Origin of the sequence: Undibacterium sp. 14-3-2, from assembly GCF_016595265.1 — a bacterium.
Lineage (GTDB): Bacteria > Pseudomonadota > Gammaproteobacteria > Burkholderiales > Burkholderiaceae_D > Undibacterium > Undibacterium aquatile.
In genome coordinates this window covers 749,629-770,656 of record NZ_JAENGS010000001.1, presented here as the reverse complement: position 1 = coordinate 770,656, position 21,028 = coordinate 749,629, and the positions used below count along the sequence as shown (strand labels likewise).

The following is a 21,028-nucleotide window of genomic DNA, read 5'->3' as shown; positions in this document are numbered from 1 at the left end:
ATGACTTAGCGCAACTATCGAGAAAGTTAATTTATTCAAATAACTGAATAAAATTAATGAGTTACGGAAGATAGTGAAAGTGGCTTGTAATACGCGGAGGAATAAAGAGCTTAAAATCCTGCGTCATTGGATCTCTTAGGGTAATTTTGAGGATGTTGCGACCGTGTTTGCCGACGTTCGCCTTCATTTCCAGCGACAAAGATGAAATGAGAGAGATCACAAGTAAAGATCGCCTTTTGAATAAGGCGATGACTTTAATTCACTTGCTGTTGCAGCAGTTGAAGAAATTCTTTTGCAGGCACCGCTTTACTAAAATAAAAGCCCTGATATTCGTCGCACTTAAAGTCAGTCAGAATTGCCAGCTGCGTCTGCGCGTCGACACCTTCAGCAATAACTTTTAGTCCCAGGGTGTGCGCCATCGCGACGATGGCTAATACGATCGCGGTGTCATTCGGGTCATCCGGGATATCTTTGATAAATGAACGATCCACCTTCACACTATCAACAGGAAATCGTTTCAGATAAGCCAGGGAAGAATAACCGGTACCGAAATCATCGATGGAAAGGCTGAAACCCGCCGACCTGAAGCCATCCATCAACACTATCGCCTGCTCACGGTTATGCATCACCATACTTTCCGTGATCTCAAATTCAATGGCATCGGCAGGCACCCGCCAGAAATCGACGATACCCTTAATTTCATCTAAAAGCTGAGGATCATTGAATTGCGAGCCTGATAAATTAATTGCAATCCGCCCAAAATCACTGTCCATCTGACGGAAGCTCAGCACATCGCGACAGGCAATATCGAGCACGAGCATGCCGAGCCGGCTAATTAAGCCCGTCTCTTCCGCCAATTCAATAAAATCTCCGGGATAAAGAATTCCACGCTCAGGATGATCCCAGCGAACCAAAGCTTCGGCTCCGACGATCTTTCCGGTCTGCAGTGAAATCTTAGGCTGATAATACACAACAAATTCCAGTCTCTCTAAAGCCTTACGCAAACGAGCCTCAAAAGCTAACTGCTCAATTGTGTGCGTATTCATTTCAGATGCATAAAACTGGTAATTATCCTTGCCCTTATTTTTGGCTCTGTACATCGCAATATCCGCATTTTTCAGCAGAGTTTGCGCATCGTGTCCATCTGCAGGGAAAGTGGCAATACCAATGCTGGCGCTGAGTTGACATTCCTGACCATGAATTTCAAATGGTTGCGATGCTTCGAATAACAGTTTGTCCGCGACGTCCCCCAAATCACGTGGGTCACTGAATTGATCAATCAGCAAAATAAACTCATCACCGCCAACTCTGGCAATAATGTCCGATTCCCTTAAGACCTGTCGGAAACGTTGAGAAATACTGCGCAAGACACGATCACCTTCATCATGACCAAAGGTGTCGTTAATATTCTTAAATCGGTCCAGATCGAGAAAAAGCACCGCAAGCTGACAGTTGTTTCGCTCCGCCAGTGCCAAAGCTTTGGCGAGATGCTGATGATATAAAAAACGGTTGGGTAAACCAGTAAGCTCGTCATAATGCGCAAGTTGCAGTATTTTTTTCTCGGAGCGGCGACCTTCAATCGCGATCGTGGCGATCTCGATCATGATGCCAATCAAACTCATATCGTCATCGCTTAATTCTTGCGATTCCGCCAGTAACACCGTGAAACTGCCTAATATGTGGCCATGCTTATCCATCAACGGCCATGCACTGCCAGCATTTATTTTACCCAACGCTTCCAGATCGTTGACGAACTGCATCGATGGCGCTTGCTGAAAATTACTGAGCTGCACCGGGCAGGCGACTAATACAGCTTCGCTCCAAATCCCACTGCCATGCGCAACCGGCATATCGACGATCTGTTTCGATAATATGTCAGGAAAACCGCGTCCGACACTTTGAATAAAAGTTCTCTGATCATCGGCCAGTAACTGAATTCCCACACACCAGAATGGCCGTAATTTTTCGACAAAATCACAGACTGAGCTCAGAATAAACAGCGGATCTTCATTCGCACCGATCAGTTGCAACAGATGATTCTGTGCCTCCAGCAATTGTTCTGAATATTTCTGGGCGCTGATGTCTCTCTCGGTACAAAACAACAGCCTCTCGCCATTTAACTCAACCAGGCTGAGAGTCACCTCGTTGTACAGGGTATTTCCCTCTCTCTCCATGATCGATTCAAAACGCTGAGGAACACCATCAAAAGCACGTTCGATGAATTGATCAATCAAGGTATCACCGTCAGTTTGCGACGTGCCCGGCATCGCTTGCAATATGGATGAAAACTCACCCGCTTTGTGACCGACGATATCGGCGACACTGCTAACGCCAAACAACCTGACGGCAGCGGGATTGCAATCGACATAACGATGATCCTGATTAATCAGCAAAATCGCATCTTCTGCGCCGCTAAACAGCAACCGATATCGCTCCTCACTTGCCTCTATCCGGAGGCGGGAGTGATTTAACTGCTGCACCTGCCTTAACAAGAGCCAGATCAAAATGAGGATAAGAATAAGCGTCGCTGATGTGTACAGCATTTTATGCCTGACCCTGTTCTTCCAATCAGACAAAATATTTTCGACATTGCGTGCATATAACAGCGTCAGTGGGAATCCTGCGACTTTCCGGTAGGTATACAAAAATTCACCGCTGCCGTCCTGTAATGCACCACCATAAAGCGATCCCTCTCTGGAGCCATCGACGATCGCCGACAATAAAGCTGGCTGCTTAAGACTACGATTAAAAATATAATTATCAGCTGGTGCCCCGGTCAGGACGATTCCGTTCAAATCATGAAGTGAGACCGATGCCACGCTGCCGCGTGCAACCAATTCATAAAATTCTTGTAGATAGTTGAGGCGCATTTGCACTTCAAGAATGCCAGCACGCTGGCCATTCAGCCCCATCACGTTTCTCGCAACCGGTAATATCCACTGATCAGAACCTGTCAACTTGATCGCGGCCCCCACTCTTAATTGCGTATCGGCGGGATTACTGATGAGCGATGTCACATGCAACTGTGGCGATAACGGTGGTGTTGCCAGAAGCTGCTGAGATGAGCTATCGATAAAATCAGAAGCAATATGCCGCCCCTGTGTATCAAACAGCGATACCGCACTCAATAACTGCGAATGGTGACGTTGATTCGCTAAAATCTGTTCCGACGTGCTTTTCTGGGTATCTTTTTCAGGCGGGTAAGTAACGACCTGTTCACTGATCGCATCCATCAACTGAACAACTTCACTTAATGCGCGATTGGCATGCTCTTCAAGAATACGGACGGTGAAGTAACTATCCTGCTGGGCGTCAGACAAGGTCAGATTTTTATCTTCGGCAATCGACCACCAGCTCTGCGCCACAATGATGGCAAGAATCAGACAAGTGCAAAAGGCAAATATCTTCAGGGGAATAATCCGTTCTTTATTTTTGCCTCGGTTTTCCATGAGTCTGGAATAATTTATCGTTAATAGGTATTCAGAACAGGCGTTTGCAATTCTCAGACAGGATATTAGCCAGCAAGCTGTGCATATAAACCGGATTGTATTGCGGCAAGTGAGTGTAACACCAGTTTTTTTGAATTAGTCCGATTTACAACAAACAGAAGCGCAATCGCGTAATGCTGCAAAAAATGAACATGGTGCGGTATCTGGAGTTGTGTCAGAGATGATTCTGACAGATAGCGGTCGTCTGCGCCTGGCGACGACCAATGGAAAAAGAAGTAAAGCAGGCCGGTAGGCCGGATTCTGTTACGGTCTTTCATATTGCTATGACCGACTATGACAATCATTCCTCTAGGCGATGGATTGCTCCGCCGCTCAAGCTTTCTACCCGCACGCTCCGCGAGCCACCTCAACGCGTGCCTATTTGAAATTGCTCCGGGTGGAGGTTACCGCGTTTCACCGTAACTTAATACGCTCGTCTCTGTGGCCCTATTCCTCGTCTTATACCTTGCGGCTTTCAACGTACGGCCGTTAGCCGTCACCCTGCTCTATGGAGTCCGGACCTTCCTCCCGTCACCATATTGCTATGGCAACCAGCGATTGTCTGGCCTGCTTCGGGCGCTATTTTACTCTACTCACCCGCAATTCGTTCGCAATTCGTCGTGACTCATCAATAGCGCTGCAAATTCGGCAAGCTTTCTGTTAGCGTATGGTTTTTCCTTTTTAGCTATTACTGTCATGTTGAAATCTCGCTCGGGTGGTCAGTTAATTGTCGATGCTTTGCAAATTCACGGTGTCGATACTATTTTTGGTGTACCCGGCGAGAGTTACCTGCCAGTGCTGGATGCGCTGCATGACAGCGCGATACGCTTCATCATTAACCGCCAGGAAGGTGGTGCGGCATTTATGGCCGATGCCTATGGCAAGATGACCGGCAAGCCCGGTATCTGCTTCGTCACGCGCGGGCCGGGTGCCACCAATGCCTCGATAGGCGTGCATACCGCGTATCAGGATTCGACACCGATGATCTTATTCATCGGTCAGGTCGGCAATGATTTTGTGGAGCGCGAAGCCTTCCAGGAAATCGATTACCGCCGCATGTTTGGCCCCATGGCGAAATGGGTGGCACAGATAGACCGCGCCGACCGTGTACCTGAATACATTGCCCGTGCCTTCCAGGTCGCCACCAGTGGCCGGCCCGGCCCAGTGGTGCTGGCACTGCCGGAAGACATGCTGGCCCAAACGGTGGAAGTGGCAGATACCCTGCATTACACGCCGGTACAAGCTTATCCTTCACCAGCACAACTGGGCCAGCTGCGCAGCATGCTGGAGGCGGCTGAGCGCCCCGTGCTGATTCTGGGCGGCAGCGGCTGGGATCAGACCGCCTGCACGCAGCTGCGTGAATTCGCAGAACTGAATCATTTGCCGGTCGCCTGCGCTTTCCGTTTTCAGGATTTGCTGGACAATGCGCATCCTAACTACATCGGCGATGTCGGCATCGGCATCAACCCACAACTGGCAAAACGCATACAGCAAGCCGATCTGGTGATCGCGATCGGCCCGCGTCTGGGTGAAATGACGACCGGCGGTTATACCCTGCTCGAAGCGCCGCTGCCAAAACAAACTCTGGTACATGTACACAGTGATGCGCTGGAGCTGGGGCGCGTGTATCAGGCACCACTGATGATCAACAGCGGCATGAAGGAATTCGCGCATGCGCTGTCGGAACTGGGCAAACAGGGCAAGTTAGAAAGCGCCCCCCGCTGGCAGCACAGCGTGGCGGAAGCCAAAGCAGAACTGCACGCCTGGCAGCAGGAACCCGCCATTTTTGCCAAAGAAAATGCGCCGCTCAATCTGTGGCAAGTGGTGCAGAACATTATGCAGCTGGCACCGACGGACAGCATCATCACCAATGGCGCAGGCAATTACGCGACCTGGGCTCATCGCTACTTCCGTTATGCCGGACTGCGCACCCAGCTGGCACCGACGTCAGGCGCGATGGGTTACAGCGTGCCTTCCGGCATAGCGGCCAAACTCATCGCACCGGAACGTTGCGCGATCACATTTGCCGGTGATGGGGAATACATGATGAATGGCCAAGAGCTGGCCACCGCCGTGCAGTACCGCGCTGGCGTCATCATTATCGTATTCAATAACGGCATGTATGGCACCATACGCATGCATCAGGAACGTGAATTTCCGGGACGTGTGTCCGGCACGGAATTACGCAATCCTGATTTTGCCGCACTGGCCCGCGCTTATGGTGCGAGTGGAGAAACCGTCCTGACGACAGCTGAATTCGGCCCTGCGCTGGAACGCGCTCTAAAGCATACGCACGATCACCAGTTACCGGCTGTGATCGAACTGCGTTACGACGGCAATCTGATCACCCCGGGCGCCACGCTGGAAACTCTGCGACAAACAGCACGTAATGCGGGAAAATGATCAGTACTGACCAGATCCGTTTCAGATAAATTAAATTCCTGCATTTATCGCCATTGGCGCAGATGATTTTCGCTTAACACACATGACACGTCCCCAAATTCCCAGAAGTATCTGGATCCTCGGTTTCGTCAGCATGCTGATGGATATTTCTTCAGAAATGATTCATAGCCTGCTGCCGATGTTTATGGTTGGAACCCTGGGGATCAGTGTGTTTGTGGTGGGCGTGATTGACGGTATCGCCGAATCAACGACCTTGCTGGTTAAAGTATTTTCCGGTGCACTCAGTGATCGTCTCGGAAAACGCAAAATGCTGGCGGTGTTTGGCTATGGGATCAGTGCCTTCTCCAAACCTCTGTTCGCACTTTCGCAGGGGATGGGGCTGCTGTTAACCGCCCGCCTTCTCGACCGTGCTGGCAAAGGTATCCGTGGCGCTCCGCGCGATGCACTCATTACGGATATTACGCCGGAAGAAATCCGTGGCCAAGCCTTTGGCTTAAGACAATCGCTGGATACGATAGGTGCCGTCGCCGGACCACTGCTGGCTACGGCGCTGATGCTGCTATGGGCAAACGATTTCCGCCATATTTTCTGGCTTGCAGTGATACCGGGTCTGGGTGCAATGTTGCTGCTGTTTGTCGGTGTGCAAGAGACGGATACCAGACCGCAAACCAGCCTTGGCAACCCACTCAGCAAGCACAATCTGAAACGGATGGGGCAGGAATACTGGTGGGTGGTTTCTCTCGGATGTTTGTTTACGCTCGCCCGATTCAGCGAAGCATTTCTGATTTTACGGGCACAACAATTATCCGTTCCTGTCGCGCTGGTGCCACTTGTGATGGTCGCCATGAACCTCGTCTATGCGGCGACAGCTTATCCATTTGGCAAATTGTCAGACCGACTATCTCATCGCCATATGCTCGCTGGCGGATTAGTCATACTGATTGCCTCTGACCTGATACTCGGATACAGCCAGAGCTGGAGTGGATTGTTAGCTGGCATCACGCTCTGGGGCATACATATGGGAATGACGCAAGGCCTGCTGGCAAGTATGGTTGCCTCCAGTGCACCATCCGATTTACGCGGCACGGCATTTGGCTTTTTCAATCTGGTCAGCGGTATCGCATTATTGCTAGCCAGCGTGGTAGCGGGTCTTTTGTGGGATCAGTTGGGTTCCACTTTTACTTTTTATACCGGCGCAGCATTTGCCACCGTCAGCCTGATTGGTTTATTGGTGCATTCAGCTCGCAACGCGCCGTTACTGTCTGAAAAAAAATAAACGTAAACATCGGATCCCCCCAAAAAAATCAGTCGGTGTCATCCCCACCGGACCGACCAGATAACACACCATGCAAGCGTTGCTTGTACTTTCGCCGTTCTGCCCGCGCCGGTTGAGATGCGCCATGCGCCCCGCCTTTACGCTGTTTCACTAATACAGCCAAAGGATTGCGCGGTTTTGGCAATTTGACTCTGATCTTCATCGATGAACTTCCCTGAGAAATGACCGGGGTGTTAGTGGCATACGTCTCGCCAGCACACACCTTACGAATAGCAGCACCTGATTAAATAGTGAGCAAACCAATGTTCGGTAGTGCGACTCTACTGCACGGAAGCAAATAAATAAACACAACTGAGATTTGTTGCCGTTAAAATTCGTGTCGGAAATGTGCTGCTGCACTTTCTCTTCGCTTCACTCTCCCGCTTTGCTGATGGCCGCGTGGTTGTATGAGTTGCGGTTTTCAGTACCTGTTTTTCTTTTGATTTTCGCGCATAAAATTCATGTTCAAAAAGTTTATTTTCGCGTTAGCGTTAGTGCTATCGTCGTCTGCCAGTTTTGCCGCCCCGCCATTTTCAGAATGTCGCCAATTTTTTTCCAGAGGACAGATTCCCGTTATCCCGCATGAAACCGAACTCAATGCACGGGCATTGTGCTATTCATCGTTCGCGATCCTTCATTCGGCCAAAAGCCACACACCGATTTATGTCGCAGAAAAACTCAACCGGCAAACCATCATCGATGCGAAAGGAAACGAAAGAACGAATCGTTTTTTTGCCGACGCCCGTTTGCCTCGCGCTGAACGCGCTGAACTGAGCGATTACAAGAACTCCGGCTATGATCGTGGTCACATGGCGCCGGCAGGAAATATGGCAACACCGGAGGCAATGGCGCAGAGTTTTTCTCTTGCAAACATGGTTCCGCAAGCACCGGAAAACAATAGAAAGACCTGGGCGTCGATAGAAAATGCGACGCGTAAATATGCGATGCGTGCCCGTGGTGATGTCTATGTCCTGACTGGTCCGGTATTTGAAGCCAGGCCGACAACGATAGGAGAGAATAAAGTCTGGGTACCCAAATATCTTTTCAAACTGGTCTATGACCCGTCAGAAAACAAGAGATGGGCTTACTGGGTCGAAAACATCGACAACACAAAAGCAGGAAAACCGATCACCTATGAAGAACTGGTCAAACGCACAGGCATACAGTTCTTTACTGAGAGAATGTAAGCGCCAAAATAAAACAGCCCGTTCAGTTAAATGAACGGGCTGTTTGCGAGTTGCTTTATGAGTTGATTTATAAGCTGATTGGTCAGCTGAGTCATCAATTGAACTGACTGAAATCCGGTTTGCGTTTCTGGAAAAAGGCCATGAATGCTTCTTTGGCTTCTGGGCCATTCAGCATCGCCGCAAAATGTTTATTCTCTTCCAGCATTTTTGCATTCACTTCGGCAGGCTGATTCGCTTTCATCAGACGTTTAGTGACGCGTATCGACGCTGCGGGTAAAGCCACAATTTTTGCAGCGACTTGCTGCGCATACGGTAACAACTCGTCCAGCGGTAAGACTTTGTTGACAAATCCCATCTCCAACGCTTCCTGCGCGCTAAACGGTTCACCCAGCATCAATTTCTCAGCGGCACGCTGATAGCCGACGATTTTCTGGAAAATCATACTGGAAGCAAATTCCGGGCATAAACCCAATTGCGTGAATGGCATGGATAACTTCGCATTATCGGCAAGATAAATCAGATCACAATGCATCAGCAAGGTCGTACCGATGCCGACGGCTGCACCGGAAACAGCAGCAATTACCGGCTTGCCCGATTCATTCAATGCCTGCATGAACTGATAGACAGGAGGTACAACCTCTGGTGAAGCAAGTGAAGAGGCATTTTTCATGAAGTCTTCAAGATCATTACCGGCAGTAAAAATTTCTGGCTTACCGGTAATCAGAATCGCCCGCACGGCATTGTCGCTCTCGGCGTCACGCAATGCGTCAGCCATCGCCTGATACATTGCCGCGGTAATCGCATTTTTCTTTTCAGGGCGATTGAAGCTAATCGTCAGAATGCCATTTTCTTTGTGAGTCAGGATATCCATTATTTTGTCTCTTCAAATCGATTATTTTTTTGGGGTGTTATGACCAGTAATTGTAAAGCCTGCTGTCAACAGTATGAAGTTTTTCGTCATCCATCGTGCACTGGCGGCAGTAACAATTTGTCTCGCCCGTATGAGGGCAGATTCCAGATCATTTCACATACCTTTAAAAAAAACGCGCAGAAAAACTATTCTGCGCGTTTTGATTGCGGCCAGGGCTTAAGGCTTACATACGTTCGAAGATACCAGCTGCACCCATGCCGGTACCAACGCACATCGTCACCATACCGTATTTCAGGTTATTACGATGCAATGCATGGATGGTGGTTGCGGAACGGATCGCACCAGTTGCACCCAGTGGATGACCCAATGCAATCGCGCCACCCATAGGATTCACTTTCGCTGGATCGAGGCCGAGGTCTTGCACCACTGCCAGCGATTGCGCAGCAAATGCTTCATTCAGTTCGAACCAGTCGATCTGATCTTGCGTGATACCAGCGGCGCGGCAAGCAGCCGGAATCGCTTCTTTCGGGCCGATACCCATGATTTCCGGTGGTACGCCACGCACGGCGAAAGACGCGAAACGTGCCAGCGGTGTCAGGTTGAATTGCTTCAGGATTTTTTCGCTGACGATCAGCAAAGCACCTGCGCCGTCGGAAGTCTGCGAGCTGTTACCGGCAGTAACGCTGCCTTTGGCGGCGAACACGGCTTTCAGTTTTGCCAGACCTTCGAGAGATGTATCAGGACGTGCACCCTCATCGCGTGTCACGGTACGGGTTTTCAGTTCAATTTCGCCAGTCGCCAGATTCGGCACACGGTCGATGATATCCACAGAAGTGGTTTCCGCATCGAAGTAGCCCGCGTTTTGCGCAGCGATTGCACGTTGATGCGATTGCAAGGCAAATGCGTCTTGTGCTTCACGGGAAACTTTCCATTGCGCAGCAACTTTTTCCGCTGTCAGACCCATACCGTAAGCGATACCGGCATTTTCATCTTTCAGAATCGCCATATTCATCGATGGATTGTTACCCATCATCGGTACCATGGACATCGATTCGACACCGGCAGCAATCATCACGTCGGCCTGACCAACGCGGATGCGGTCAGCCGCCATTGCCACGGCAGTGATACCGGATGCGCAGTAACGGTTAATCGTGACGCCACCGATAGTGTTAGGCAAACCTGCCAGCAATACACCCATACGCGCCAGATTCAAGCCCTGCGCGCCTTCCGGAAACGAGCAGCCGACAATCGCGTCTTCGATCAGTTTCGGATCGAGATTAGGTACCTGTGCCACTGCCGATTGCAGTACGCGCACCAGCAGATCATCAGGACGGGTGTTACGGAACATACCGCGACCGGATTTGCCGATCGGGGTACGTGTAGCAGAGACGATGTATGCGTCTTGAAGTTGTTTAGTCATTTTGAGTACTCCTTTTGAGTAAAGTCAATTTGTATCCGGAAGGAGAGCAAGGCGCGCTATCGAAGACGGTACTTTAGTACGGCAAGATTGCGTAACGCAGCTATCGTTCCGGTGACAAATTGATTAATTGCGTACTGGTTTGCCGGTTTGCATCATGCCCATGATGCGCTCTTGCGTTTTCGGATGATTCAGCAATTCCATAAACGCCTTACGTTCCATGTCGAGCAACCATTGTTCGCTGACCAGACTGCCATTATCGATATCACCACCGCAAACCACTTCTGCAATCATTCTGCCGAGTTTGAAGTCATGCGCAGAAATGAAGCCGCCGTCACGCATATTGATCAATTGCGCACCAATTGTTGCGATGCCATGACGACCAGTGACCGGCACCAGTTTTTTCATCGGTGCACGATAGCCCGCATCAAACATCGCACGTGCTTCTACCTTCGCTACATGCAGCAATTCATAAGGGTTGAACACGACGACATCGCTGTCAGACAGGTAACCCATTTTCTTCGCTTCCAGTGCCGATTTGGATACTGCTGCAGTCGCTGCATTGGTGAAGTAGTTCTTCAGGAATTGCAGCAAGTCTGTGCCTTTAGCATCCGCTGCAGCGCGCACTGCTGCTTCTTTCAGACCGCCACCGCCAGGAACCAGACCAACGCCGACTTCAACCAAACCGATGTAGGATTCTATCGACGCCACGCGTTTTGCTGCGTGCATCATCAATTCGCAACCGCCACCAAGTGCCAGGCCGGAAACAGCTGCCACCACAGGAATGTTCGCGTATTTCAATGCCTGATGCGCATTTTGCAGACGGGAAATCGCAGGCTCGATCGCTTTCACACCACCGGACATGAACAGCGGCAGCATCGCTTGCAAGTCAGCACCGGCAGAGAACGCGCCGCCATCAGCTGCATCGGCACTCCAGATCACCAGACCTTTGTAATTCTTCTCAGCTTCGGCGATCGCTTTTTCCATGCCTTCGATCACGCCTGGGCCAATCACATGCATCTTGGTTTTCATCGACAGAATCAGCACGTCGTCATTCTGATGCCAGATACGGACGGAGTCATCTTCGAAGAATGTTGTACCAGCTGTTGCACCAGTCGCGGCGCCAGTACCGAGTACAGGAGCGCGAAATGCCTGACGGTCATACACAGCGAGTTTGGAACGCGGAACATAAGTGCTGCTTGCTGGAGACCAGGAACCTTCGGCTGTATGGACACCGGTGCGGCCATCAAATACCCACGCTGGCAATGGAGCATTACACAATGCTTTACCAGCATCGATATCTTCCTTGACCCAGCCAGCTACTTCCTGCCAGCCTGATGCCTGCCATGTTTCAAACGGACCTACCTGCCAGCCGAAACCCCAGCGCATCGCAAAGTCGATGTCGCGTGCATTGTCGGCAATCGTTGCGCCATGCACAGCGATGTAATGGAACGCATCACGGAAAATCGCCCACAGGAACTGCGCCTGTACATTGGTCGATTCACGCAGGGTCTTCATTTTTTTGACCGGATCTTTTTCTTTCAGCATGCGGGCAACAACGTCATCTGCTTTCGCGCCGCCAGTCACGTATTGTGCTGTCGCGAAGTCAAGACGCTGAATGTCTTTACCCACTTTTTTGTAGAAACCGGCACCGGTTTTAGAACCGAGCGCACCGGCTGCGACTAATTTCGCCAATACTTCCGGTGTTTTATAGACCGCGAAGAAAGGATCATCCGCTAAGTTGTCCTGCATGGTCTTGATCACATGACCCATGGTATCCAGACCAACCACGTCGGCAGTACGGAAAGTACCGGACGACGCGCGACCGAGTTTTTTACCGGTCAGATCATCGACAACGTCAACGGTCAGACCAAATTTTTCTGCTTCGTAAATCGTTGCCAGCATACCGAAAATACCAACGCGATTAGCGATAAAGTTCGGTGTGTCTTTCGCACGAACGACGCCTTTACCCAGCGTTGTTGTCAGGAAGCCTTCGAGCTGGTCGATGATTTCCGGACGGGTAGCCACGGTAGGAATCAGTTCCACCAGATGCATGTAACGTGGTGGGTTGAAAAAGTGCACGCCGCAGAAACGCGCTTTCAGTTCTGCGTCAAAGCCTTCGGACAAAGCTGTGATCGACAGGCCGGACGTATTCGAAGCGAAGATCGCAGTTGGCGCAATGTGTGGTGCAACTTTTTTGTACAGATCATGTTTCCAGTCCATACGTTCAGCAATCGCTTCAATGATCAGATCACATCCAGCCAACACGTCGAGATTGTCTTCGTAGTTAGCGACTTCGATCAGCGCAGCGTCGTCTTTATTGCCAAACGGTGCAGGATTGAGTTTTTTCAGGTTGTCGATCGCACGCAGAACGATGCCGTTTTTCGGGCCTTCTTTGGCCGGCAAATCAAACAGAACAACAGGCACTTTTGCATTGACGCAATGTGCAGCAATTTGCGCACCCATGACGCCAGCGCCGAGAACAGCGACTTTTTTAACGATGAAATTGGTCATTTTTAACCTCGGTTAAATTCGTAAAACAACGAAAAGCAATTTTTTCAGATGACCCCTCTTAGCGAGAGGATGGGAACGGGTGACAGATGAAGCAACTCCGGTTGATATTCTGCTACCGAAGAGCTTCAATCTGATGACATCATTTCATCCGTTACCAATAACGCTCTCCGTTTGACGGGAGAGCGCATTTGCATCAGAACAGATCAGCTTCGAGAGACAACAGATTAGCGGAGCCGGAACGTGCCTGACGGATCAGCATGGCTGTTTCAGGATACAGGCGGGCAAAGTAGAAACGTGCTGTAGCCAGTTTCGCTTTGTAGAAGGTATCGCCGGAATCTTGTTTTGCCAGAGCGATTTTTGCCATTTGTGCGAAGAAATAGCTGTACACCAGATGGCCGACCACACGCAGATAAGGCACAGCAGCAGCGCCGACTTCATCTGGGTTCTGGAAGGCTTTCATGCCGATTTCCATCGTCAGCTTCGTCACTTTGTCACCGATTTCAGCCAGTGGCGTGATGAACTCTGCCATCGCTTCGTCTGTACCGTTCGCTTCGACAAACGCCTGTACTTTCGCGCCGAATTTACGCAGTTTCGCGCCGTTGTCCATCAGGATTTTACGACCCAGCAAATCGAGTGACTGAACGGTGTTTGTGCCTTCGTAAATCATGTTGATACGGGCATCACGCACGTATTGCTCCATGCCCCATTCAGCGATGAAACCGTGGCCACCGTAGACTTGCAGACATTCGGAGGTCGCAGTCCATGCATTGTCTGTCATGAAGGCTTTGATGACCGGTGTCAGCAACGCAACTTCATCGGCACAGTCTTTACGTACTTGCTCGTCAGGGTGATTCAGTTCTTTATCCAGTTGCAGGGCAACGTAGGAGCTGAATGCACGGCCAGCTTCTGCGTAGGCTTTTGCTGTGAACAGCATACGACGCACGTCAGCGTGAACGATAATCGGATCAGCGGCTTTGTCCGGTGCTTTCACGCCAGACAGACTACGCATCTGGATACGGTCTTTCGCATACACCAGCGCGTTTTGATACGCGACTTCAGTCAGACCCAGACCTTGCATACCAACGCCCAGACGCGCTGCATTCATGAACACGAACATCGCGTTCAGACCTTTGTGCGGGCCACCGATCAACCAGCCAGTTGCACCGTCCAAATTCATCTGGCAAGTGGAGTTAGCATGGATACCCATTTTTTCTTCGATCGCGCCGCAGAAAATCGGGTTGCGCGCGCCCAGTGTGCTGTCTGCATTCGGCAAGAACTTCGGTACGATGAACAGGGAAATACCTTTTGAACCTTCCGGTGCATCTGGCAAACGTGCCAGCACCAGATGAACGATATTTTCGGCAACATCATGTTCACCGGCAGAAATAAAGATTTTTGCGCCTGTGATTTTGTAAGAGCCGTCTGCCTGTGGTTCAGCTTTAGAACGCAGCAAGCCCAGATCGGTACCGCAATGTGGTTCGGTCAGGCACATCGTACCTGTCCATTCACCGGAAACCAGCTTAGGCAGATACAACGCTTGTTGTTCTGGTGTGCCATGTTCATGGATACATTCGTAAGCACCGTGCGACAAGCCTGGGTACATCGTCCAGGCCTGGTTCGCAGAATTCATCATTTCATAGAAAGAATTGTTGATGACAACAGGCAAGCCCTGACCACCGAATTCCGGATCGCAGGACAATGCTGGCCAACCAGCTTCCACGTACTGTTTGTACGCTTCTTTAAAGCCTTTTGGTGTCGTAACGGTGTGGTTTGTTTTGTCGTGGTGGCAGCCTTCGCGGTCACCGGAATGGTTCAGCGGAAAGATGACTTCAGAACTGAATTTGCCGCCTTCTTCCAGAATCTGATTGATGATGTCAGCATCGACTTCAGCATGCTTAGGCAGTTGCTTGAGTTCAGATTCAACATTCAATAATTCATGCAACACGAACTGCATATCACGCAATGGAGCGATATATTGACCCATGATTTTCTCCTGACGGCAAAGTTAGTACATTAGATTGAGAAACAAAATTTGGCTTGCAACAACAACGACAGCCGCCTCAGACTTTTGAAGCTGCTGGCGCGTAATATTCGATCATTCGTTCAAATCCGACCTGTGCCCTATCCACACTTCCTGGTTTGCGCAAGAAACGCGCATCATGGTGCAGAGCGAGTATCAGTCCATACATTTCATACACGATCTGATCGGCATCCACATTGGCATTCAGATGACCAAGCTGGATGGCCTGACTTGCTGCGCGGTGCAATGCGCCTTGCCAGGCTTTCACCATGCCGACCAGTTCATCACGGATAGGTCCCTGCCGATCATCGTATTCGGCCGCGCCACTGATATAAATACAACCAGAGGCAATTTCAACCGTCACGCGTTTAATCCACAATGCAAACATCGACTGCAAACGCGGCAAGCCACGTTCTTCTTTCATGCTCGGGTAGAACACTTCCTGCTCAAAGTGATGGTGATATAACTTCAGCACTTCGATCTGCAAATCCTCGCGCGAGCCGAAATGAGCAAAAACGCCGGACTTGCTCATGTTCATCTTGTCGGCCAACAAACCTATCGTCAGACCTTCGATGCCATCACGACTGGCGGCGTCCAGTGCAACATCCAGAATGGCGGCGCGAGTCAATTCTCCCTTACGCATGAATTTCGATGTCATATTCATATTACATTGTTTTTATTGAAATGCTTCTTGCTTACATAAAACATGTAAACCAGTGAATTAATCGAACGCTCGTACTATTAAGCAGAGCGCATTAAAAGTCAAACCCGATTCCGTCTTTAGAGGAGAGTATCTACTTGTTTTGCAGGCCTGACGGCTGCCGTTTTTTTACTCCTTTTTGGCCGTATTTCCCTCTGAAATTCCAACCTCCACAATATTGCTGTCAAGCTGCCCCGTCGCGCTGCAATAGAGCTTTTCTTCAAATTAGCCGCGGGTAAAATCGATTTGCCGCCGGTCACGCTTGGTCGGCCGCCCCTGCAGTTGAGCGGCAGGTTCGCGGAAGTATTTTCTGTCTTCCGCTGCCTTACTGCGTTTTGCCAGACTCTCTGCCGTTTCTTCATACATCGTTTGCGCGACCGCTGCCGGTCCGCGCACATCAGAGACGCGCAGCACTTTGATCTGCCAGATTTGTTCGCCGTGCTGGACTTCGATCAGATCACCGGCTTTCACACTATGCGCTGGCTTGATACGCTGTTCGTTCTGCAAAACCCGACCCAGCTCGACGGCATGCGTGGCGAGGCTGCGGGTTTTAAAAAACCGCGCGGCCCATAGCCATTTATCGATACGGATCGTGTCGTTCTTCTCGTTCTTGTCGCTCATGTCTATCATTTTGTTCTGACGGCTGGCAGACCTGTACCAGGTGTGACTGGCGACTGAAAAGGCGCCGCTGCCAAATCCGTACGTTCATTCTATTTTGAAGCAATGTATTGCAGCCCGACGGCAAATACAAGGCATTTATCTTGCCAGCGCAGGAACAGCTGCGGATTCCGTTGCTTATGTTGCGGCGCGCATAGACAAGAATTCGCACGACCGTACAATTCACGACACCTTACTGTTGGCATAGACGTTTGCACCTTGGGATCTGTGATGAGCTCAGTTGATGATTTGAACGGAAAAAAGCGTGCCATTCTGATCGCTGCCGAAAAATGCTTTGCAGCGCAAAGCTACGAGGGCGTATCGATTCGCGACATTGCGCATGAAGCCGCAGTTCCTGTTGCGCTGGTCGGATATTACTTCGGTGCCAAAAATGAGTTGTACCACGCGATCTTTGAATATCACAGCAGTTATCTGGCCGAGCGCCTCGACAAATTACGTCATGCGCGCCAACAGGCAAGGAACGACAGCATGCTTGATGCCGTCATTGCCGCCTTCATTTTGCCTACCCTGCAACTGAATCAACACCCGGAAGGCAAGTATTTCTGCCGCATGGTCATGCGCGGCGCCATCGACCAACACGAAGCCAGCGAACGGATTTATCAGGATTTTTACGAACCGATGGCGAAAGAATTCATCGCCGCCCTGCGAGACGCGCTGCCCTACGCCAGCGCCGACAGCATTTGCTGGAGTTATCAATTTACGCTGGGGGCGCTGCTACACCATGTCGTCGATACCAGTCTGCCGCGTCTGGCGGGTACGCCGTACGCTGACAAGCTGAATCTGAACGCCGCGCCCTATTTGCTGAAATTCATCAGCAGCGGCATACGCGCCACCACCGATACGGGTGTCGCAGAAGAAAATTAAGGATACTCCCCCTGTTTTTATTAAAAACGCCTTCATCTCCTTGAGAATAAAGGGCTTTAAAACATACTGGGGGGAGTATATTTAGCATCAAAAACCGCTGAATTTGCACTTTACGGCGTCAACGCCGGATATTCGTTCAACGCTGGCTGACATCAGCCACAAATCCGGCATTTGCCAGACCAGATTCAGGCACCGACGATCCAGCCTTCGAGCGCATCAAATACCGGCAAACCATAATTCTGCTCCCGCCGTTGCCACGCCCATGCGGCGAGCATCAGACAGAGCACGGCGTCGAGCAGATCGGCGCTGCCATCATCGATCAGCGCATCGCGGAACTGTCCGGCATCCAGCCGAATCTGCCACGGGGTGGCGCCCTGCTCCAGCGCAAAAACGATGCGCTCACGCGCAAGGCGGCGTTCCGGTGTCTGCTTCGCCTTATCGTCGCTCTTGTACGAAGCGCTGGTAATACTGCGCGCCACCATGCCCGGATAAGCTTCCAGCGCAATGCGTTGCGGATCACCGGCAATCATGCCGGGAATGCTGACCTCGGCGGCCAGCAAGCGCGGCGCACCCGCATGCAACATATACGCGACCGGCGGATTGACCCATTTCATCGAGGGCGACGAGCCTGCCGGAATATCGGTCGCCCGGTGCGCGAACTTACCACCGACCGGACGGGCATCGCAAAAAGCCTTAAATTGCAATCGCATCTCTGCGCGCGTGACGGTAGTCAAATGGTGTATCAGGGCTTGCCACTCCAGCGGCCAGCACAAATGCGTCAGCAATTCCCGTGGTAAAGAAAATGGCAGATCAAACCCAGCCAGCCACGGCCCGTCATGTCTTAACCATGCGTCAAACGCCGCAAAACTCATCAGCGATTGCAAGCTGTCGAGACATAAAACGCCAGATCTCAGCGCGCCGCTGGCGATGGTGATCGCCTTGCGTTTCGTCGGTGCAGAAGTGAAATCAACGCCGTGCAGCCTCATCCGTAGCCACCCAGCGTGACAATGCGCATCAGACCGCGATACAGCAGATACACGCTGCCATACCAGGCACGCCGGTACCATGCGCGGCTGACATAATCTTCCAGTAATACCTCAACGCCATCGTCAATGCCTTGTTGCAACTCGGTCGTCAGGCGCTGGTTAAAATATTTGTCACGAATCACGATATTGGCCTCATGATTAACAAACAGGCTCAGCCCATCAAAGTTACTGGAGCCGACCGTCGCCCAATCATTGTCGATCACAGCCACTTTCGCATGCAATTGTGTTTTCCTGTATTCAACAATGCGCACGCCTTTGCTGAGTAACTTTGGATAGTAAGAATGCGCGACGGCGTCTTGCAAAACAAATTGATTCACGCCGATCAGCAGCGTTACATTCACGCCGCGTGACGCCGCAGAAATCAGAGCACTCCGGAATTTTCTGCCGGGCGCAAAATAAGGTGTCACCAGCACCGCGCTCTGGCGTGCGTTGCCCAGCGCATGTAAATAAGCTTTTTGTATGGTGGCGCGGTTACGCAGATTATCGCGGACAACCAGCGCCGCCCGGCTGAGGTGCCGAAGCTGGCTGCGCGAGACTTTTGCGTCGGTGCGCAAATCACGCATCAGACCTATCCGGGACAGCAAATCGAGCCGGCCTGTGCGCCGCCATTGGGCATCGGCTTCCAGATGAATATGCGTGACCAGCGGGCCACTGATCGCGACCGCAAAATCCCAGCGTGGAAACGGTAAGGCATCCGCCCAGCCATCATCTGAAATGTCGTCGCTGATAATATTAAAGCCGCCCAGAAACGCACGCTGCCGGTCGATCACACAAATTTTTCTGTGGGTGCGCGCCCATCCGCGCCGGAACCACGGATTAAAGCAGCGACACTCTACACCGGCAGCGACCAGCAAGGCAGTCAATTGCAAAGCCTGATCGCGCCCGCTGCCCAGCCAGTCGATCACCACCCGCACTACGACGCCGCGTTGCGCGGCCGCAATCAGCGCATCACGCACCTGCGTTGCCGTTACGTCGCTCGCAAAAATATAGGTTTCCAAACAGATTTCATGTTGCGCCTGCGCTATCGCCGCCAGCAAGACAGAAAAATATTCCCCACCAGAATGCAATAGGCGGACGTCATTACCGTCGATGTAGTGAAGCTTTTTCATGCCTCAAACCATCAGCGAAGCTGGCGCAATTCAAGATGCGCCATGATGGGAACATGATCTGACAATTTACGCCAGGGGTCGCCAGTCATCACATTGGCGGCAGAGATATGAAAGCCGCGCAGATACACGCGATCCAGACAAAGCCATGGAAAGCCCGCTGGAAATGTGCGGGCATGAGCAGAGGCGGACTGCGAAAATAAATGCGCCAGACCTTTGCGCTGGAATTTATCAATACCATGCTGACCATCCACATCAAAGGCTTCCACCACGCCTAGCTGTTCATATAAAGCAGAACTGAGGCGTTGATTCCAGTCATTAAAATCCCCCGCGATGATCAGTGGCGCATCGGCTGGCGTATCTCTTTGGATGGTGTCAATCAGCGCTTGAATCTGGCGCCGGCGGCTGGCGGCAAATAAGCCCAGATGAATCACAAAACAATGTATATCGACCTGATCTGCGCGTACCACGGCATGCAAAATACCGCGTTGTTCATACGCGTGATCCGAGACATCATGATTCACCTGAGTGGTAATCGGAAAGCGACTGAGCAAGGCATTGCCGTGATGCCCGTGGTCGTACACCGCATTCATTCCGTACGCGACATGATGCGATGCCCCCGCCAGAAATTCATGCTGCCCTTCTTGCGGCCAACTGAGATGTTTTCTGGCGTGCATATCGTGCTGCCCCTGCACTTCCTGCAAAAACACCATGTCGGCATCCAGCGCAGCAATCGCGTCTTTAATGCTGTGTATGCGCTCATGCCGGCCAAAAGCACTGACGCCTTTGTGGATGTTGTAGGTCGCAATGCGTAGCTTCATGATTTCAGTTCTGATTAAATTCTGGCAGCAGCAATATCGCTTCTGCATTCGATGCTGAAAAACAGCGGTCTGCAGCGGCTTGCCACGGCAACCATTGATATTGCACATGTTCACGCGGGGCAAGGCGCACCGTGACATCCGGGCTGACACATAAGCCAAATACGTGTTCCGTATTGTGCGTCACACCCGGCGCATAGCGATGACGCCAGACCGGATAAATTTCATACACATTCGATAATTGCCAGTCGCGCAGCGCAAATTGCGTAGCGTCGATGCCAGTTTCTTCTGCCACTTCACGTATGGCGGTGGTAAGCAACGCTTCGTCCGGCGTATCTTTAGAGCCAGTGACCGATTGCCAGAAACCGGTTTTATCAGCGCGTTCAATTAAGAGTACATCGAGTGCCGGGGTGTAAATCACAACCAACACAGATTCAGGAATTTTATACGGGGACATTATGCTCGTGGGTGCTTATGCTTATACATACATGTGTCGTCAACCACACCATTCTAGCGCCTTTAGCTGCCGTTTTTTTTCTTTCGCTGAAAGTAAAACGCTGCTCCGGAACAAACTTTCACGGAACAGCGTTTTACTTTTGTC

16 protein-coding genes and 1 other RNA gene are annotated in these 21,028 nt (G+C 51.1%); 4 read left to right on the top strand and 13 right to left on the bottom strand.

Annotated elements, in window-relative coordinates; all coding sequences use genetic code 11:
- Window positions 1-254: 254 nt before the first annotated feature.
- On the bottom strand, window positions 255-3,449 hold the full coding sequence (locus Undi14_RS03440; protein ID WP_200177905.1) for an EAL domain-containing protein: 3,195 nt from the start codon (window positions 3,447-3,449) through the stop codon (window positions 255-257).
- A 273-nt stretch (window positions 3,450-3,722) separates the two neighbouring features.
- Window positions 3,723-4,062, bottom strand: an RNA gene (rnpB, locus tag Undi14_RS03435) — RNase P RNA component class A.
- Between the two features lie 122 nt (window positions 4,063-4,184).
- Here rnpB and Undi14_RS03430 point away from each other — a divergent pair.
- Together Undi14_RS03430 and Undi14_RS03425 are read left to right on the top strand one after the other, a co-directional pair.
- A complete protein-coding gene (locus tag Undi14_RS03430; RefSeq protein ID WP_200177904.1) occupies window positions 4,185-5,891 on the top strand; it encodes a thiamine pyrophosphate-binding protein in 1,707 nt (568 codons plus the stop codon).
- Window positions 5,892-5,973: 82 nt separating this feature from the next.
- A complete protein-coding gene (locus tag Undi14_RS03425; RefSeq protein ID WP_200177903.1) occupies window positions 5,974-7,167 on the top strand; it encodes an MFS transporter in 1,194 nt (397 codons plus the stop codon).
- Between the two features lie 28 nt (window positions 7,168-7,195).
- Here Undi14_RS03425 and Undi14_RS03420 read toward each other — a convergent pair whose 3' ends face one another.
- The gene (locus Undi14_RS03420) at window positions 7,196-7,369 is read right to left on the bottom strand and encodes a hypothetical protein (RefSeq protein ID WP_186884767.1); all 174 of its coding nucleotides are present in this window, start codon (window positions 7,367-7,369) and stop codon (window positions 7,196-7,198) included.
- Between the two features lie 298 nt (window positions 7,370-7,667).
- Here Undi14_RS03420 and Undi14_RS03415 point away from each other — a divergent pair, with 298 nt between their 5' ends.
- A complete protein-coding gene (locus Undi14_RS03415; RefSeq protein WP_200177902.1) occupies window positions 7,668-8,393 on the top strand; it encodes a DNA/RNA non-specific endonuclease in 726 nt (241 codons plus the stop codon).
- Between the two features lie 94 nt (window positions 8,394-8,487).
- Here Undi14_RS03415 and Undi14_RS03410 read toward each other — a convergent pair whose 3' ends face one another.
- The 6 genes from Undi14_RS03410 to Undi14_RS03385 all read right to left on the bottom strand — a co-directional run bounded on the left by Undi14_RS03410 (window position 8,488) and on the right by Undi14_RS03385 (window position 16,536).
- Window positions 8,488-9,264, bottom strand: a complete 777-nt coding sequence (locus tag Undi14_RS03410) for an enoyl-CoA hydratase (RefSeq protein WP_186884765.1) — start codon at window positions 9,262-9,264, stop codon at window positions 8,488-8,490.
- A 223-nt stretch (window positions 9,265-9,487) separates the two neighbouring features.
- Window positions 9,488-10,684: an acetyl-CoA C-acyltransferase gene (locus tag Undi14_RS03405; protein WP_186884764.1), complete on the bottom strand. Its 1,197-nt coding sequence runs from the start codon at window positions 10,682-10,684 to the stop codon at window positions 9,488-9,490.
- A 123-nt stretch (window positions 10,685-10,807) separates the two neighbouring features.
- On the bottom strand, window positions 10,808-13,195 hold the full coding sequence (locus Undi14_RS03400; RefSeq protein ID WP_200177901.1) for a 3-hydroxyacyl-CoA dehydrogenase/enoyl-CoA hydratase family protein: 2,388 nt from the start codon (window positions 13,193-13,195) through the stop codon (window positions 10,808-10,810).
- Between the two features lie 193 nt (window positions 13,196-13,388).
- On the bottom strand, window positions 13,389-15,179 hold the full coding sequence (locus tag Undi14_RS03395; RefSeq protein WP_186884762.1) for an acyl-CoA dehydrogenase C-terminal domain-containing protein: 1,791 nt from the start codon (window positions 15,177-15,179) through the stop codon (window positions 13,389-13,391).
- A 76-nt stretch (window positions 15,180-15,255) separates the two neighbouring features.
- Window positions 15,256-15,858, bottom strand: coding sequence for a TetR/AcrR family transcriptional regulator (locus Undi14_RS03390; protein ID WP_186884960.1), 603 nt, complete (start codon window positions 15,856-15,858; stop codon window positions 15,256-15,258).
- 282 nt (window positions 15,859-16,140) lie between these two features.
- Window positions 16,141-16,536 carry an RNA-binding S4 domain-containing protein gene (locus tag Undi14_RS03385; protein ID WP_186884761.1) on the bottom strand — a complete coding sequence of 132 codons (396 nt, stop codon included), beginning with the start codon at window positions 16,534-16,536 and terminating at the stop codon, window positions 16,141-16,143.
- Between the two features lie 267 nt (window positions 16,537-16,803).
- On the opposite strand from Undi14_RS03385, the gene Undi14_RS03380 reads away from it, so the two are divergent.
- On the top strand, window positions 16,804-17,457 hold the full coding sequence (locus Undi14_RS03380; RefSeq protein ID WP_200177900.1) for a TetR/AcrR family transcriptional regulator: 654 nt from the start codon (window positions 16,804-16,806) through the stop codon (window positions 17,455-17,457).
- Window positions 17,458-17,642: 185 nt separating this feature from the next.
- Here the strand turns inward: Undi14_RS03380 and Undi14_RS03375 are convergent, their stop codons facing one another.
- The 4 genes from Undi14_RS03375 to nudB are packed head-to-tail and all read right to left on the bottom strand — an operon-like array spanning window position 17,643 to window position 20,884.
- Complete coding sequence (locus Undi14_RS03375; RefSeq protein ID WP_200177899.1) at window positions 17,643-18,443, bottom strand: DUF429 domain-containing protein; 801 nt, start codon at window positions 18,441-18,443, stop codon at window positions 17,643-17,645.
- Window positions 18,440-19,612 (bottom strand): phosphatidylserine/phosphatidylglycerophosphate/cardiolipin synthase family protein, encoded by a 1,173-nt coding sequence (locus Undi14_RS03370; protein ID WP_200177898.1) that lies wholly within the window; start codon window positions 19,610-19,612, stop codon window positions 18,440-18,442. The genes Undi14_RS03375 and Undi14_RS03370 overlap by 4 nt, the downstream gene beginning before the upstream one ends.
- A gap of 11 nt (window positions 19,613-19,623) precedes the next feature.
- Window positions 19,624-20,430, bottom strand: coding sequence for an endonuclease/exonuclease/phosphatase family protein (locus Undi14_RS03365; RefSeq protein WP_200177897.1), 807 nt, complete (start codon window positions 20,428-20,430; stop codon window positions 19,624-19,626).
- Between the two features lie 4 nt (window positions 20,431-20,434).
- Window positions 20,435-20,884: a dihydroneopterin triphosphate diphosphatase gene (gene nudB / locus Undi14_RS03360; protein WP_186884756.1), complete on the bottom strand. Its 450-nt coding sequence runs from the start codon at window positions 20,882-20,884 to the stop codon at window positions 20,435-20,437.
- Window positions 20,885-21,028: the final 144 nt, after the last annotated feature.